Annotated in this window: 11 protein-coding genes; 6 read left to right on the top strand and 5 right to left on the bottom strand. The window is 75.2% G+C overall.

The features are described 5' to 3' along the window. Window positions 1–277 precede the first annotated feature (277 nt). A complete protein-coding gene (locus tag HGB44_RS12440) occupies window positions 278–1,207 on the top strand; it encodes an aminoglycoside phosphotransferase family protein (protein ID WP_061078117.1) in 930 nt (309 codons plus the stop codon). Window positions 1,208–1,315: 108 nt separating this feature from the next. On the opposite strand, the gene HGB44_RS12435 is transcribed toward HGB44_RS12440, so the two are convergent. After that, complete coding sequence (locus HGB44_RS12435; RefSeq protein WP_013151355.1) at window positions 1,316–2,011, bottom strand: response regulator; 696 nt, start codon at window positions 2,009–2,011, stop codon at window positions 1,316–1,318. Continuing rightward, window positions 1,992–4,544 carry an ATP-binding protein gene (locus HGB44_RS12430; protein WP_082768155.1) on the bottom strand — a complete coding sequence of 851 codons (2,553 nt, stop codon included), beginning with the start codon at window positions 4,542–4,544 and terminating at the stop codon, window positions 1,992–1,994. Before HGB44_RS12430 ends, HGB44_RS12435 begins: the two co-directional genes overlap by 20 nt. Before the next feature lie 426 nt (window positions 4,545–4,970). Here HGB44_RS12430 and HGB44_RS12425 point away from each other — a divergent pair, with 426 nt between their 5' ends. After that, the gene (locus HGB44_RS12425; protein WP_231972192.1) at window positions 4,971–5,699 is read left to right on the top strand and encodes a hypothetical protein; all 729 of its coding nucleotides are present in this window, start codon (window positions 4,971–4,973) and stop codon (window positions 5,697–5,699) included. Window positions 5,700–5,774: 75 nt separating this feature from the next. Here the strand turns inward: HGB44_RS12425 and HGB44_RS12420 are convergent, their stop codons facing one another. Further along, window positions 5,775–7,385 carry an FAD-binding oxidoreductase gene (locus HGB44_RS12420; RefSeq protein ID WP_210751544.1) on the bottom strand — a complete coding sequence of 537 codons (1,611 nt, stop codon included), beginning with the start codon at window positions 7,383–7,385 and terminating at the stop codon, window positions 5,775–5,777. Window positions 7,386–7,402: 17 nt separating this feature from the next. On the opposite strand from HGB44_RS12420, the gene HGB44_RS12415 reads away from it, so the two are divergent. The 4 genes from HGB44_RS12415 to HGB44_RS12400 all read left to right on the top strand — a co-directional run bounded on the left by HGB44_RS12415 (window position 7,403) and on the right by HGB44_RS12400 (window position 11,497). Continuing rightward, window positions 7,403–8,008, top strand: coding sequence for a TetR/AcrR family transcriptional regulator (locus HGB44_RS12415; protein WP_061078113.1), 606 nt, complete (start codon window positions 7,403–7,405; stop codon window positions 8,006–8,008). Continuing rightward, a complete protein-coding gene (locus tag HGB44_RS12410) occupies window positions 8,005–9,540 on the top strand; it encodes a glycerol-3-phosphate dehydrogenase/oxidase (protein WP_061078112.1) in 1,536 nt (511 codons plus the stop codon). Before HGB44_RS12415 ends, HGB44_RS12410 begins: the two co-directional genes overlap by 4 nt. 214 nt (window positions 9,541–9,754) lie before the next feature. Next, entirely contained in the window at window positions 9,755–10,309 is a 555-nt protein-coding gene (locus tag HGB44_RS12405) for an ATP-binding protein (RefSeq protein WP_061078111.1), read from the top strand. Between the two features lie 300 nt (window positions 10,310–10,609). Next, on the top strand, window positions 10,610–11,497 hold the full coding sequence (locus tag HGB44_RS12400; RefSeq protein WP_061078110.1) for a bile acid:sodium symporter family protein: 888 nt from the start codon (window positions 10,610–10,612) through the stop codon (window positions 11,495–11,497). Between the two features lie 46 nt (window positions 11,498–11,543). On the opposite strand, the gene HGB44_RS12395 is transcribed toward HGB44_RS12400, so the two are convergent. Then, window positions 11,544–12,188, bottom strand: a complete 645-nt coding sequence (locus tag HGB44_RS12395; protein WP_061078109.1) for a LuxR C-terminal-related transcriptional regulator — start codon at window positions 12,186–12,188, stop codon at window positions 11,544–11,546. Beyond that, window positions 12,176–13,393, bottom strand: coding sequence for a sensor histidine kinase (locus HGB44_RS12390; RefSeq protein ID WP_061078108.1), 1,218 nt, complete (start codon window positions 13,391–13,393; stop codon window positions 12,176–12,178). The genes HGB44_RS12395 and HGB44_RS12390 overlap by 13 nt, the downstream gene beginning before the upstream one ends. Between the last annotated feature and the right edge of the window lie 3 nt (window positions 13,394–13,396).

Raw genomic sequence — 13,396 nt, 5'->3', positions numbered from 1 at the left:
CGGGAGCGCGCCGGTGGGTATGGGGCAAGCGGGCGGGAACTCCCCGCACCCACAAACGCGGCACCCGTACCGCGCCGCCTCCCGTACGGCGCGGAGGCGACCGGACGCGACTCCTCCGGCGGTCCCCTGCTCCCCCCGCCGGCGCGGAGGACCCCCGCGACCGGTCCGGGACCCGAACAGCGCCCGTGCGCCGCGGACCGTGCGGTCCGCGGCTCCGCCGACCCGTGAGGGGCCCGACCCGAACCGTCATCGACGCGAGCGAACCTAAGGTGGATGTATGAAAGACGTCACAGCGCAGTTCGTCGATGACCGGCAGCGTCGGCGTCTGGAACGGCGCTTCGGCAGCCACGTCGGCGAGTGGCTGACCGAACTCCCGGGGATCGTCGCCGAGATCGCCTCGGAGTGGGGGCTGACCGTCGAGGGACCGGCTTCCCACGGCCGGACCTCCGTCGTCGTCTACGTCGTCCGCCCGGACGGCGACCGCGCGGTTCTCAAGCTCTCCCCGGACACCGGCCTGGCCGCGTCCGAGGCGCGTGTGCTGCGGATGTGGGAGGCCTCCGGGCGCGTGCCCCGCGTGTGGGAGGTCGACGACGCGCGGGGGGCCATCCTCATGGAGCGGATCGACGGCGACACCGTCGCGGAGGGCGGGCGGGTACCGCCGATGGAGACCGTCGGCGCGCTCATCTCCGAGCTGCACTCCGTCGAGGTGCCCCGGCGGGAACTGCTCGAACTGCGTCCGCTGACCTCGCGGGTGCAGTTCATCTTCGACCTGTGGAACCGGGAGCGCGCCGAGGGGCCCGCCGCCGAGGTGGTGTCCGCGTCCGCCATGCACCAGGGGTTCTGCCGGGCCCGCGACCTGGCCAACGGCACGGTGGACGTCGTACCCGTCCACGGCGACCTGCACCCGGGCAACGTCATCGACGGCGGTCGGCGCGGCCTGGTGGCCGTCGACCCGCGCGCCTGCCTGGGCGACGCGGCGGTCGACGCCGTGGACTGGGCCCTGTGGAGGGCCACCAGCCTGCCCGAGGTGGTGCAGCGCGTGGACGCGCTCTCCGGCGCCCTCGGCGTGGACGGCGACCGGATGATGGCGTGGGTGCGCGCGTTCGCGCCCTGCCTGGCGGTGGCCAGGGCCAACCGCGGCCACGGTGGCACCGACGAGTTCGACATGCTCATCGAGCTCTCGGAGGGGGAGGCCTTCGTCCTGTGACCCGCGCCGGGCACCTGCGCCGATGACCTCCACCCCGGCCGCCGCCGGTCCGGACACGTGCCGGGACGGCCCGGGCGTCGCGGACCGCACCGGCACGTGTCGACGGGTTCAGTCCCCGGGCTGCGCCGAGCCGGCCCTCTCGAAGCGGTAGCCCCGGCCCGCCTCGGTGATCAGGTACCGCGGGCACGCCGGGTCGGGCTCCAGCTTGCGGCGCAGCTGCGCCATGTACACCCGCAGGTAGTTGGTCTCGCTCTGGTAGGCCGGGCCCCACACGTCGTGCAGCAGCTGGCGCTGGCTGACCAGCTGACCCGCGTGCCGGGCCAGGATCTCCAGGATGTGCCACTCCGTCGGGGTGAGCCTGACCTCCTCGCCCTCCCGCAGCACCCGCTTGGCGCCCAGGTCCACGGTGAAGGAGGGCGTGCGCACCACCGGGGCCTCGTCGACGCGCACCGACCGCCGCTCCGCCGCGCGCATGCGGGCCAGCAGCTCGTCCATCCCGAACGGCTTGGTGACGTAGTCGTCGGCGCCCGAGTCCAGGCAGCGCACCTTCTCACCGGCCGAGTGCCGCGCCGACAGCACGATGATCGGCACCTGCGACCACCCGCGCAGCCGCTGTATGACCTCCATGCCCTCCATGTCGGGCAGCCCCAGGTCGAGCAGGACCACGTCGGGGTGGTTGTCCGCGGCCAGCCGCAGCGCGGACGCCCCGTCGGCCGCGGTGTCCACGTCGTGCCCCCGCGCCCGCAGGTTGATCCGCATCGCCCGGATGATCTGCATGTCGTCGTCAACGACCAGGACCCGCATCGGTCCCCTTCCCGTCTCCGGCGTCCGTCTCGCTCTTCTCCACAGCACGGAGCGTGAAGACCATGGTCAGACCGCCCCCGGGGGTGTCCTCGGGGTCGAGTCTGCCGTGCATCGCCTCAACGAAACCACGCGCGACCGCCAGCCCCAGCCCCACCCCCGTGCCCTGGGGGGCGTCGCCCAGGCGCTGGAAGGCCTCGAACATGCGCTGTTTGCCCTCGTCGGAGACCCCGGGACCGCGGTCCACCACGCGCAGCTGGACGCTGCCGCCGTGCGCGCTCGCCGAGACCAGCACCGGCAGGCGCGGGTCCGGGTTGTACCGGACCGCGTTGGAGATCACGTTGGCCACCGCCCGCTCCAGCAGCCCTGCGTCGACACGGACGCGGGGGAGGCGGTCGGGCACGTCCACCACGACCGCCTCGTGCGGCAGGCCCAGCAGGGTGACGGGCACGACCTCCTCCAGGCCCACCGCGCGCAGCTTGGGGCGCACGTTGTCGGTGTGCACCCGGCTCATGTCCAGCAGGTTGTCGATCAGCCGGTTGAGCCGGTCGGTGGACTCCTCCACCGTCTCCAGCAGGTCCTCGCGGTCCTCCTCGGTGAGGGTGATGTCGGTGGCGCGCAGGCTGGACAGGCTCGCCTTGATCGAGGTCAGCGGGGTGCGCAGGTCGTGCGAGACCGCGGCCAGCAGCGCCGTGCGGATGCGGTTGCCCGCCACCTGGCCGCGCGCCTCGGCCGCGTCCCACTCCAGCCTCTGGTGCTCCAGGGCGATGCCGATGTGCGCGGCGAAGGCCCGCAGCACGCCCCGGTCGGCGGCGGGCAGCACCCGGCCGCGCAGCGCCAGCGCCAGGTTGTCGGAGATCGAGACCAGGACGTCCGACTCCTCGGGGGACTCGCACGCCGGGGCGCCGACGCTGTGCGCCGCCCGCCAGCGCTCGTCGTCCAGCCGCTCCAGCAGGGTCGCCGACCGCTGCCCGAAGGTCTCCCGGATCCGCCGCAGCAGCGCCTGGAGGGGTTCCTTGCCCGCCAGGACGCTGCTGGCCAGCAGCGTCACCGCGTCCGCCTCGGCCCGGGCGCGGGCGGCCTGCGCCGACCGGCGCGCCGCCATCTCCACCACGATCGCCACCAGCGCTCCCACCAGGGCGAACGCGGTCAGCGCCAGCATGTTGTCCAGCGACACCGGCGGCCGCCCGTGCAGCGGGGACAGCAGCACGGTGAGCAGCACCGCGCTCCACAGCGCAGACACCAGGGCGGGGCGCAGGCCGCCCACCGCCGCGGTGGCCACGGTGGCCAGCAGCAGGAGCATCGCGTCCGAGGCCGCTCCCACGTCCTCGAACAGGGGCAGCGCCATCACCAGCGACAGCAGGGTGGGCGCCAGCAGTGCCAGCGACCAGCCGGTCACCCGGCGGTGCTCGCCCAGCCCCCGGCCGGGCGGCGGCAGCGGCCACCGCCCGCTGCCCACCCGCTCGTGGGTGACGATGTGCACGTCGATGTCCCCGGAGTCGCGCGCCACGATCGCCCCGACCCCGGGGCCGAACACGTACTGCCAGGTGCGGCGGCGCGAGGAGCCCAGCACGATCTGGGTGGCCTGCACGCCACGCGCGAACTCCAGCAGCCCGGTCGGCACGTCGTTGCCGACCACCTGGTGGTAGGTGCCGCCCAGCTCCATGAGCAGCCTGCGCTGCCGCAGCAGGTCGTCGGTGGGCGCCTGCGCCATGCCGTTGGGCGGTACCACGTGCACCGCCAGCAGGTGGCTGGGCTGGGGGTGCCCGCCCCGTGAGCGTGCGGCCACGCGTGCGGCCCGCCGGATCAGCGTCTCGCCCTCGGGGCCGCCGGTGAGCGCCACCACGACCCGCTCCCGGGACTCCCAGGTCCGCCGGATCTCGTGCTCGCCGCGGTAGCGTGCCAGGCTCTCCTCCACCCGGTCGGCGGTCCACAGCAGCGCCAGCTCGCGCAGCGCCGCCAGGTTGCCCTCCCGGTAGTAGTCGGCCAGGGCCGCGTCCACGCTCTCGGCCGGGTGGATGTCGCCGCGCGCCATCCTGCGGCGCAGCTCCTGGGGGGTGACGTCCACGAGTTCGACCTCCGCGGCGCGGCGCACCACGTGGTCGGGGACGGTCTGCCGGGGGCGCACGCCGGTGATCTGGTGGACCACGTCGTTGAGGGACTCCAGGTGGTGGATGCCCACGGTGGACAGCACGTCCACGCCGGCCTCCAGCAGCTCCTCCACGTCCTGCCAGCGGGTGGCGCTGGGCGAGCCGGGCGGGTTGGCGCGGGCGAGGTCGTCGACCAGCGCCGTCGCCGGGGCGCGCGCGATCACGGTCGCGGTGTCCACGGAGCCGGACGGCAGCGGTGGAACCCGCTCCAGCCCCTCCAGGAGCGCGGAGGTCCGTGCGCGGCGGTGGGTGTGGGCGGCCGCGACCACGACGTCGGTGCCGCGTTCGGCCCGGCGGCGGGCCTCGGCCAGGGCGTTGTGCGTGGTGCCGACACCGGGGGCCGATCCCAGGTAGATGCGGAGCTTTCCTCGTGCCACGGCATCCATTGTCGGGGCAGCGGAGGGCCGCCGCGGCCGGTTCGGGGCACGGCGCGGGCCGGTTGTGGCCTCGGGTATGACGCGACGGCCCGGGTTGGGAATACTTGGGGTGACATACCGACGCACACGCCCGGGCCTCCCACACGGGACGGGGCGGTGCCCGGCCGCCGCGCGCGGCCGACGAGCATTGGTGAGGAGGCGCGGCGTCCGTCCGTCGGACGGGTCGACGCCGCAGAGCCGATGACCTATCCCCCGAACGACGGTTCGTTCCCCGGTCCCCCCGGAGGGCAGCCCTTCCCCGGCCAGCCGGGTCAGCCCCATCCGGGATCGCGGCCCCAGCCGGGTTTCCCCGGCCAGTCAGGGCAGCCGCCGGGCGGTCGTCCGCCCCTCCCGCCCGGCCACTCCCAGGTCCCACCCGCCCAGCCCGGGTACGGCGTGCCCGGGGGCACGCCGCCGCGGCAGCCGCCCGTTCCCGGCCACCCGGCACAGCCCGGTCCGCCCCGGCGCCCCCGCGGGGGCCTGGTCATCGGCGGCGCCGCCGCGGCGGTCCTGCTGGCGGTCTCCCTCGGCGTCGTGGTGTGGAACATCGCCGACGGCCGCCCCTACGCAGAACTGCCCGGCTGCGGACGGCTGCTGCCCGCCGAGGTGGTGGACGCCGTGCCCGGCACAGACAACCCACGGGCCGAGGGCGAGTTCACCTCCGTCGAGGAGGGCGATTCGGGGTACCTGGCCGAGGAGGGCGTACTCGGCTACCTCAGCTGCAGCGTCGGGAACGTCGACGGCTACCCCCTGCACGTCATCGTCTCCCTCTTCGAGTACGAGGACGGCGGGGAGGTCGTCGAGGAGCTCCACGGGGAGCTGGAGGACGAGCTCCGGGACCGCGAGGAGGGACACCACGAGGAGGAACAGGGGGAGGGGGCGGCGGTCCTGGACTGGCGCCCCGTGTCCGCGGGCGACAACGGGTACGCGGTCCTCTTCGAGGACGGCGAGTACACCGACGGCAGCGTCTACGGTGCGCTGTTCTTCGCCACCGTCAACGTGACGGTCCTGGTCTCCTACACGGTCGGGGACGACGGCGTCGGCGAGGCCGAGGCGCTGGACTTCCTCGCCGACTTCGCCGGGCGGGTGGAGCGCCAGCTCTCCCGCGAGAGCGAACGGGCCTGACGTCCGCCCGGGAACGGGCGTCAGGCCCCGGGCCCCGGCCGGACGGCGTCCCGCGGGTCCTGACCGGACGGCGCCCTACGGGGCGGGGATGAGCTTGCCCGGGTTCAGGACGCCCACCGGGTCCAGCGCGGCCTTGACCGCGCGCAGCACCTCCCCGCCCAGGGGGCCGATCTCCGCCGCCATCCACGGCAGGTGGTCGGTTCCCACCGCGTGGTGGTGGGTGATCGTCCCGCCGTTGGCCGCGATCGCCTCCGAGGCGGCACGCTTGGCCCGGCCCCAGCGCTCCAGCGGCGCCGCCCCGGCCGCCGTCACCACCGTGAAGTACAGAGAGGCTCCCGTGGGGTAGGTGTGCGACACGTGGCACATCACCACGGCGCCGCCCTCCTCGCCCTCCAGCGCCCCGGTGAGCGCGCCGGAGACCGCCGCGTACAGCGGGAGCAGGCCGCTCCAGGGGGCCGCGGTCTCCAGGGTCTCGGCCAGGACCCCGGCCGAGAGCAGGGAGTCGCGCAGGTAGGGGGCGGAGAACCGGTTGTCCCGCCAGTGCGCCACCGGTTCGGGGCCCAGCGGGGTGCCGCCCGCCCCGGCCATGGCCTCCCGAGCCGCGGCCGCGCGCACGTCCACCTCGGCGCCGGTGCCCTCGAAGCCCAGGACCGCCTGGCAGCCGGGAGCGGCCTCGCGCCCTCCCACGGCCGCTCCCACGAAGGTCTCCGCCTCGTCCAGGACCCGCGCCATGGTCGGCCGGATCCCGGACTGGGCCAGGACCCGCAGCGCGTCCACCCCCGTCGCGAAGTCGGGGAAGGACCACGCCTCGTCCAGCACGTGCTCGGGGCGGCGGCGGATCCGCAGGCCCACCTCGGTGATCACGCCCAGCGTCCCCTCCGAGCCCAGCAGCAGGCGGCCCAGGTCCGGCCCGGCCGCCGAGGCGGGCGGACCACCCGTGTCCAGGGTGCCGCGCGGGGTGGCCGCGCGCAGCGAGACCACCATGTCCTCGAAGCGGCCGTACCCGGAGGAGGCCTGCCCGCTGGAACGGGTGGCCGCGTAGCCGCCGACGCTCGCGTACTCGTAGCTCTGCGGCAGGTGCCCGAGCGTGCACCCGTGCTCGGCCAGCAGCGCCTCGGCGCGCGGGGTGCGCACGCCCGCGCCCAGGACGGCGGTCATGGAGGCGGTGTCCACCGACACCAGCCGGTCCAGGCGGCGCAGGTCCAGGCAGACCACGGCGCGCAGGCCTCCGCGCAGGGGTGCGACCCCGCCCACCACGCTGGTGCCGCCGCCGAAGGGCACCACGGCCACGCGCTCGGCCGAGCACACCTCCAGGACGCGCTGCACCTGGTCGTGGTCGGCGGGGTACAGGACGGCGTCCGGGGCGGGGTCGGCCCTGCCCGCGCGGCGCAGCAGCAGGTCGGGGGTGCTCTTGCCGCCGCTGCGGCGCAGCCGGGCGGCGTCCCCGTCGTCCACGTGGCCGGGCCCGACCACACCGGCGAGCAGCCCGCGCAGCCGCTCGTCCAGCCGGGAGGGGGCCAGCTCCACCCGCTCCTCGGGCACCGGCGGCAGGTCCGCGAGCGGGGCCCGCAGCACCTGGGAGACCAGGTCGCGCAGGCCGGGGTCCAGCGCGCGCGCCCGGGCGGGGTCGCCCCACGCGAACCAGCTCATCTCGGGGGCGGTCCCGGGGGAAGTGTCGTCAGTCATGCTCTACAGTTTTACACATGGCGTCAATACGTAACGTTGAAGACCGCATCCTGGACGCCGCCCGCGCCTGCGTCGAGGCCTTCGGGGTGCGCCGCACCACCCTGACCGACGTGGCGCGCCGCGCCGGGGTCAGCCGGCCCACCGTGTACCGGCGCTGGCCCGACGCGACCGCGCTCGTCGCCGACCTGCTCACGCGGGAACTGCGGCGGATCCTCGCGGAGGAGGGGGACGGCCCCGGCGGCGGGTCCGCGGAGGAGAACGTGCGCGCCCGGCTGGTCCGGCACGCGGCCGGGGTAGCCCGCGCGCTGCTCGCCCACCCGCTGTTCGTCCGGATCGTGGACACCGAACCCGAACTCCTGGCCACCTACACCTTCCAGCGGCTGGGCACCAGCCACCGCGCGGCACTCGAATTGGTGGAGCCGGTCGTGGCCGAGGGCCAGCGCGACGGGTCGGTGCGCGCGGGCGACCCTGCGGTGCTGGCCCGCCTCGTGCTGGTCACGGTCCAGGGCACGGTCACCTCCCGCCGACTGTTCGCCGACGTCACCGACGAGTCCGGCCTCGTCGACGAGCTCGCCGCCCTCCTGGACGGCTACCTCCGCCCGCCGAACCGGGAGAACCCATGAGCCCCGCGGTCCACACGTCCTCCTCCCTCAACACCGCCCGACGCGCGGCGGACCTCGCCGCGCTGGAGCAGGACCCCCGGATCGACCTTTTGGTGGTCGGCGGGGGAGTGACGGGCGCCGGCGTCGCGCTCGACGCCGCCTCGCGCGGCCTGTCCACCGTCCTGGTCGAACGCCACGACCTGGCCTTCGGCACCAGCCGCTGGAGCTCCAAGCTGGTCCACGGCGGCCTGCGCTACCTGGCCAGGGGACAGGTCGCCATCGCCTACGAGAGCGCCCGCGAGCGCGACGTCCTCATGCGGGTCACCGCGCCCCACCTGGTGCGGCCCCTGCCCATGGTCGTCCCGGTCCACCGGGGGACCGGGCTCTCCCGCGCCCTGCTCGTCCGCGCCGGGGCGGGGATGGGCGACCTGTTGCGGGTCCTGGCCGGGACCCCCGGCGGAGTGCTGCCCCGGCCCCGCGTGGTCGGCCCGCGCCAGACCCTGCGCCTGGTCCCCGGCGTCGCGCGGCGGGGGCTGCTCGGCGGCGTCGTGACCTTCGACGGCCAGCTCGTGGACGACGCCCGTCTCGTGGTGGCCCTGGCGCGCACCGCCGCCCGAGAGGGGGCGCGAGTCCTCACCCGCTGCTCGGCCGAGAGCCTGGCCGCCGACGGCGCCGTGCTGCGCGACGGGGTGGCGGGCAGGATCGTCCCCGTGCGCCCGCGCGCGGTCGTCAACGCCACCGGGGTCCACGCCGACCGGCTCGACCCCCACGTGCGGCTGAGCCCCAGCAGGGGCAGCCACCTGGTGCTCGACGGTGCCTCCCTGGGCAGTCCCCGGGCCGCGCTCACCGTGCCGGTCGACGGCAGCGCCAGCCGCTTCGTGTTCGCCCTGCCCCAGCCGGACGGCCGGGTCCTGGCCGGGCTCACCGACGAGCCCGTGGACGGCCCCGTCCCGAACGTGCCCGAGGTGCCCGACGGCGACGTGGACTTCCTGCTGGGCCAGTTCAACCGGGCCCTGGAGACCCGCCTGGACCGCGGCGACGTCCTCGGCGCCTTCGCCGGGCTGCGCCCGCTGGTGCGCGGGGCCGGGGACAGCGCCGACCTGTCCCGCGAGCACTCCGTCACGGTCGCCCCGAACGGCACCGTCACCGTGGTCGGCGGCAAGCTCACCACCTACCGCGCCATGGCCGAGCAGGCCGTCGACACCGCGGTGCGCACCCGCGGGTTGTCCGCGAGCCCCTGCCGGACCCGCACGCTGCCCCTCGTCGGCGCCGCCCCGCACGAGGAGCTCGACGCGGTGGCCGCCCCGCGCCGCCTGGTGGCCAGGTACGGCACCGAGGCGGTCGACGTGCTGGCCGAGGCCGACGCCGACCCGGCGCTGCTCACCCCCCTCGTCCGCGGGGTCACCGGGGCCGAGCTCCGGTTCGGGGTGCGCCACGAGGGGGCCATGGACGCCGCTGACCTGCTGGACCGCCGCACCCGGGTCGGGCTCGTACCCGCCGAGCGGTCCGCGGCCGAGGCCGCCGCCGAGGAGGCGCTCGGGGCCGTGGGCTGAGCGGCGGGCCGGGCCGGGGGGCGGCGGACCGGAGAACGCGCGGGATTTCGGGTACTCACCACACCCGCATCCCCTGTCCCACAGGGGTCTGATCGCGTAAGGTCGTAGCCGTTCCCGCCGCCCCTCCCCCGAAGGCGGTCCCAGGACGCTCCCGCAGCCGCCCCCTCCCACGGTTCGCCTGCCCACTGAGCCGCCCCGCCGAAGGAGTCCTCCCATGCCCACGCTCGTCTCCGTGCCGGCTCTGGCCAAGGCCGAGGACACCGTCCTCAGGGATGTCCCGGACGAGTACCGGCACTACTTCAACGGACGGCCGCCGGTCCCCTTCACCAAACGCCACTGGGAGTTCCCCGGAGAGCCCGCGGGCGTGCCTCTGGCCCGCGCCTTCCTGGACACCTGCGCGGCCACCAGGGACAGCGACTACCGGTACGTCTTCTCGCTGCTGGGCACCGAGCTGGCGACCAACGCCATCCGGCACAGCCGCTCCGGCGAGAAGGGCCAGACCTTCGTGCTGCGGGTGACCCGGGCGCCCAACGGGCTCACGCTGGTCTGCCGGGACAACGGCAGGCCCACGCGCTCCCAGCCGGGAGAGGACGGCCCGCTGAGCGCCGGACCGCTGGAGGGCGACCGGCTCACCGCGGAGAACGGCCGGGGCCTGGCCCTGGTCGACAGCTTCGCCACCGCCTGGGGCGACAACGGCCATCCCAGCATCCGCAAGGTGTGGTTCCACCTGGCCTACGACCTCACCGGCAGCTCCTGGCCCGCGGCCTGACCCCGCCGGGCGGGACGGGGGGACGCGGGCGGGGCGTGCGGGTGTCTGAGTCCCGCCGGGGCGGGCCGGGCGTCCGCTCTTGCCACCCGGGCGCGGGCGTGCCAGCATACTGGCCAGTAGTCACATGTGGCGCAGATCACGGGACGGCGCGATCCCCGATCCGCACGGGACCGCGGGCCCCGTAACACCACACGCGGCGCCTCAGGCCGACGCCCTCACCTCCGCGGTCCGCGACGGTCGGCCACTCCCCCCGACCGCCCGATCGCGCCCCCCGCGCGGCCCGCCCCGAGGTGTCCGCCCATGGATTCCACCATCGCCACGATCGCGCTCCCGGCGGCACTCGCCGTCATCATGCTCGGCCTCGGCCTGAGCCTGACCGTCGGGGACTTCGTCCGACTGACCGGGATGCCCGGCACGGTCGCGCTCGTCCTGGGCTGCCAGATCCTCGTCCTGCCCCTGGTCTGCCTCGCCCTCGTCCTGCTCTTCGACCCGCCGCCCGCCCTGGCGGTGGGCATGATGCTGCTCGCCGCCTCGCCCGGCGGCACCACCGCCAGCCTGTACAGCTACCTGTTCCGCGGCAACGTCGCGCTCAACATCTCCCTGACGGCGCTCAACTCCCTCACCGCCATGGTGACCCTGCCGCTGATCACCAACCTGGCCATCGCCCGCTTCATGGGCGACGGCGACACCCTCGGCCTCCAGGTCGGCAAGGTCCTCCAGGTGTTCGCGGTCATCCTGGTCCCCGTCGCGGTCGGCATGCTCGTCAGGGCGAGGGCGGACGCCTTCGCCCGGCGCATGGAGAGGCCGGTCAAGGTCGCCTCCGTCGCGGTGCTGTTCGGCGTCATCGCCGTCGCGCTCTACCAGGAACTCGACAACATCGGCGACTACATCGTGTCCGTGGGGCTGATGGTGCTGCTGTTCAACATCGCCAGCCTCACCATCGGCTACTGGGCGCCGCGGGTCCTGGGCACCGGCCGCCCCGAGGCGATCGCCTCCTGTATGGAGATCGGACTGCACAACACCACGCTCTCCCTGGCCATCGCGCTCAGCCCGGCCCTGCTCGGCAGCACCGAGATGGCCGTCCCGTCCGCGGTGTACGGCGTGCTGATGTTCTTCACCGCGGCCGCCACCGGCCTGCTGGTCACGCGCGGGGGAACCCGTGAGGAGGCCCCGGCGCCCGGCCGCTAACCCGCTCCCCGCCGGGCGCCGCCCCGCCGGAACCGGCCGGGGCCGCTCACCTGCCGTCGAGGTAGGCGAGCACCGCGCGCACCCGGCGGTGCCCGCTGTCGGAGGGCGAGAGCCCCAGCTTCGCGAAGATGTTGCCGACGTGCTTGTGCACCGCGTTCTCGGTGACCACGATCCGCTCGGCGATCTCCCCGTTGTCGAGCCCTTCCGCCATCAGCGCCAGGACCTCGTTCTCCCGCCGGGTGAGCGACTCCAGGGGGTCGCGGACCCGGCGGGCCAGCAGCTGCTGCACCACCGACGGATCCATCACCGTGCCGCCGCCGGCCACCCGCCGCAGCGCGTCCACGAACTCGCTCACCCGGCCCACCCGGTCCTTGAGCAGGTAGCCCACCCCGCCGCGGCCGTCGGCCAGCAGCTCCCCGGCGTAGTCCCTCTCCACGTACTGCGAGAGCACCAGCACCGGCAGCGCCTCGTGCCTGCGGCGGGCCCCGATCGCCGCGTGGATGCCCTCGTCGCGGAAGTTCGGCGGCAGCCGCACGTCCACGATGGCCAGGTCGGGCCGGTGGCGGTCGACGGCGTCGGCGAAGGCCGCCGCGTCCGCGGCCACCTCGGCCACCTCGAAGCCCCTGGTGGAGAGCAGTAGCTCCAGTCCCGCCGACAGCAGCACGTTGTCCTCGGCGATCACGATCCGCACGGCATCTCCACGTCGATCACGGTCGGCCCGCCCGCCGGGCTGTCCACGCGTACCGTACCGTCCAGGGCGGCCACCCGGCGGCGCAGCCCCCGCACCCCGCTGCCGCGCTCCTCGTCCACCCCGCCCGAGCCGTCGTCGCGCACCGTCACCCGCAGCACGCCGCCCGCCCGCTCCAGGCGCACGGAGATCTCCTCGGCCCCGCTGTGCTTGACCGCGTTGGTGACCGACTCGGTGACCACGAAGTAGGCCGCGGTCTCCGCCGCCACCGGCAGCGTGCCCAGCTCGCCCACGTCCAGGCGGGTGGGGACGGTGGTGCGGGCGGCCAGCGCGGCCAGCGCCCCGGCCAGGCCCCGGTCGGCGAGGATCGGCGGGTAGATGCCCTGGATCACCTCGCGCAGCTCGGCCATCGCCTCCTCGGCGCCCTCGTGGGCGTTCTGGAGCAGAGCGGCCACGGCCGGGTTCTCCACCGCCTCCCGCGCCACCCCCAGCTGCATCGCGATCGCCACCAGCCGCGCCTGGGTGCCGTCGTGCAGGTCGCGCTCGATCCGGCGCAGCTCCGCGCCGTGCGCGTCCACCACGTCGGCGCGCGTGCGGCTCAGCTCGTCGACCCGGGCCGCCAGCAGTTCCGCCTCGGTGGGGGCCAGCAGTGCCAGGGTCATGCGGGCGTGGGCCCGGGCCGCCGGAACGGCCGCGCCCAGACCCAGCGCGCACCCGACCACCGCGTACCCGATCCCGGTGGCCAGCGCCGTGCCCCAGTCCAGCACCGGAAGCCACAGGAGCTGCAGCGGCTCCTCCTCGGGGATCGCCCACCAGAACAGGTACTGCGGCGCGCTCAGCGGCATCGCGAGTGCCAGCAGCCCCACGAGCCCCAGCACGGTGCTGGCCGGCGCGAACGCGGGCAACCACAGCAGGATCCGGCGGGTGGACGGCCGGCCCCACAGCTCCCGGAAGCCGGACGCCTCCCGCCCGCGGACGCGCGGGACCGGCACGCCCAGGAAGCGGGAGGCCCACCCCTGGTGCCAGGAGGCCCACCGGCCGAGGAGCCCCATCCAGTGCGGGAGCAGCACGAACCCCAGGCCGCCGACCGGGATGGTCAGCACCACGGCCAGGGTCAGCGGCAGCATCGCCAGCGTCACCAGACCCGAACCCAGGACCACCAGCAGGTATGTGCTGGCCCGCAGCGCCCGCCTCCAGACCGCACCCATGCC

It is taken from the genome of Nocardiopsis alborubida, assembly GCF_012396365.1.
Taxonomy (GTDB): Bacteria; Actinomycetota; Actinomycetes; order Streptosporangiales; family Streptosporangiaceae; genus Nocardiopsis; species Nocardiopsis alborubida.
The sequence above is the reverse complement of the archived record's forward strand: the minus strand, read 5'-3'. Positions and strand labels throughout refer to the sequence as shown.

Excerpts from the sequence above, each read along its gene's own strand:
- HGB44_RS12440 (WP_061078117.1), top strand. The coding sequence starts at position 278 with ATGAAAGACGTCACAGCGCAGTTCGTCGATGACCGGCAGCGTCGGCGT.
- HGB44_RS12435 (WP_013151355.1), bottom strand. The coding sequence starts at position 2,011 with ATGCGGGTCCTGGTCGTTGACGACGACATGCAGATCATCCGGGCGATG.
- HGB44_RS12430 (WP_082768155.1), bottom strand. The coding sequence starts at position 4,544 with ATGGATGCCGTGGCACGAGGAAAGCTCCGCATCTACCTGGGATCGGCC.
- HGB44_RS12420 (WP_210751544.1), bottom strand. The coding sequence starts at position 7,385 with ATGACTGACGACACTTCCCCCGGGACCGCCCCCGAGATGAGCTGGTTC.
- HGB44_RS12415 (WP_061078113.1), top strand. The coding sequence starts at position 7,403 with ATGGCGTCAATACGTAACGTTGAAGACCGCATCCTGGACGCCGCCCGC.
- HGB44_RS12410 (WP_061078112.1), top strand. The coding sequence starts at position 8,005 with ATGAGCCCCGCGGTCCACACGTCCTCCTCCCTCAACACCGCCCGACGC.
- HGB44_RS12405 (WP_061078111.1), top strand. The coding sequence starts at position 9,755 with ATGCCCACGCTCGTCTCCGTGCCGGCTCTGGCCAAGGCCGAGGACACC.
- HGB44_RS12400 (WP_061078110.1), top strand. The coding sequence starts at position 10,610 with ATGGATTCCACCATCGCCACGATCGCGCTCCCGGCGGCACTCGCCGTC.
- HGB44_RS12390 (WP_061078108.1), bottom strand. The coding sequence starts at position 13,393 with ATGGGTGCGGTCTGGAGGCGGGCGCTGCGGGCCAGCACATACCTGCTG.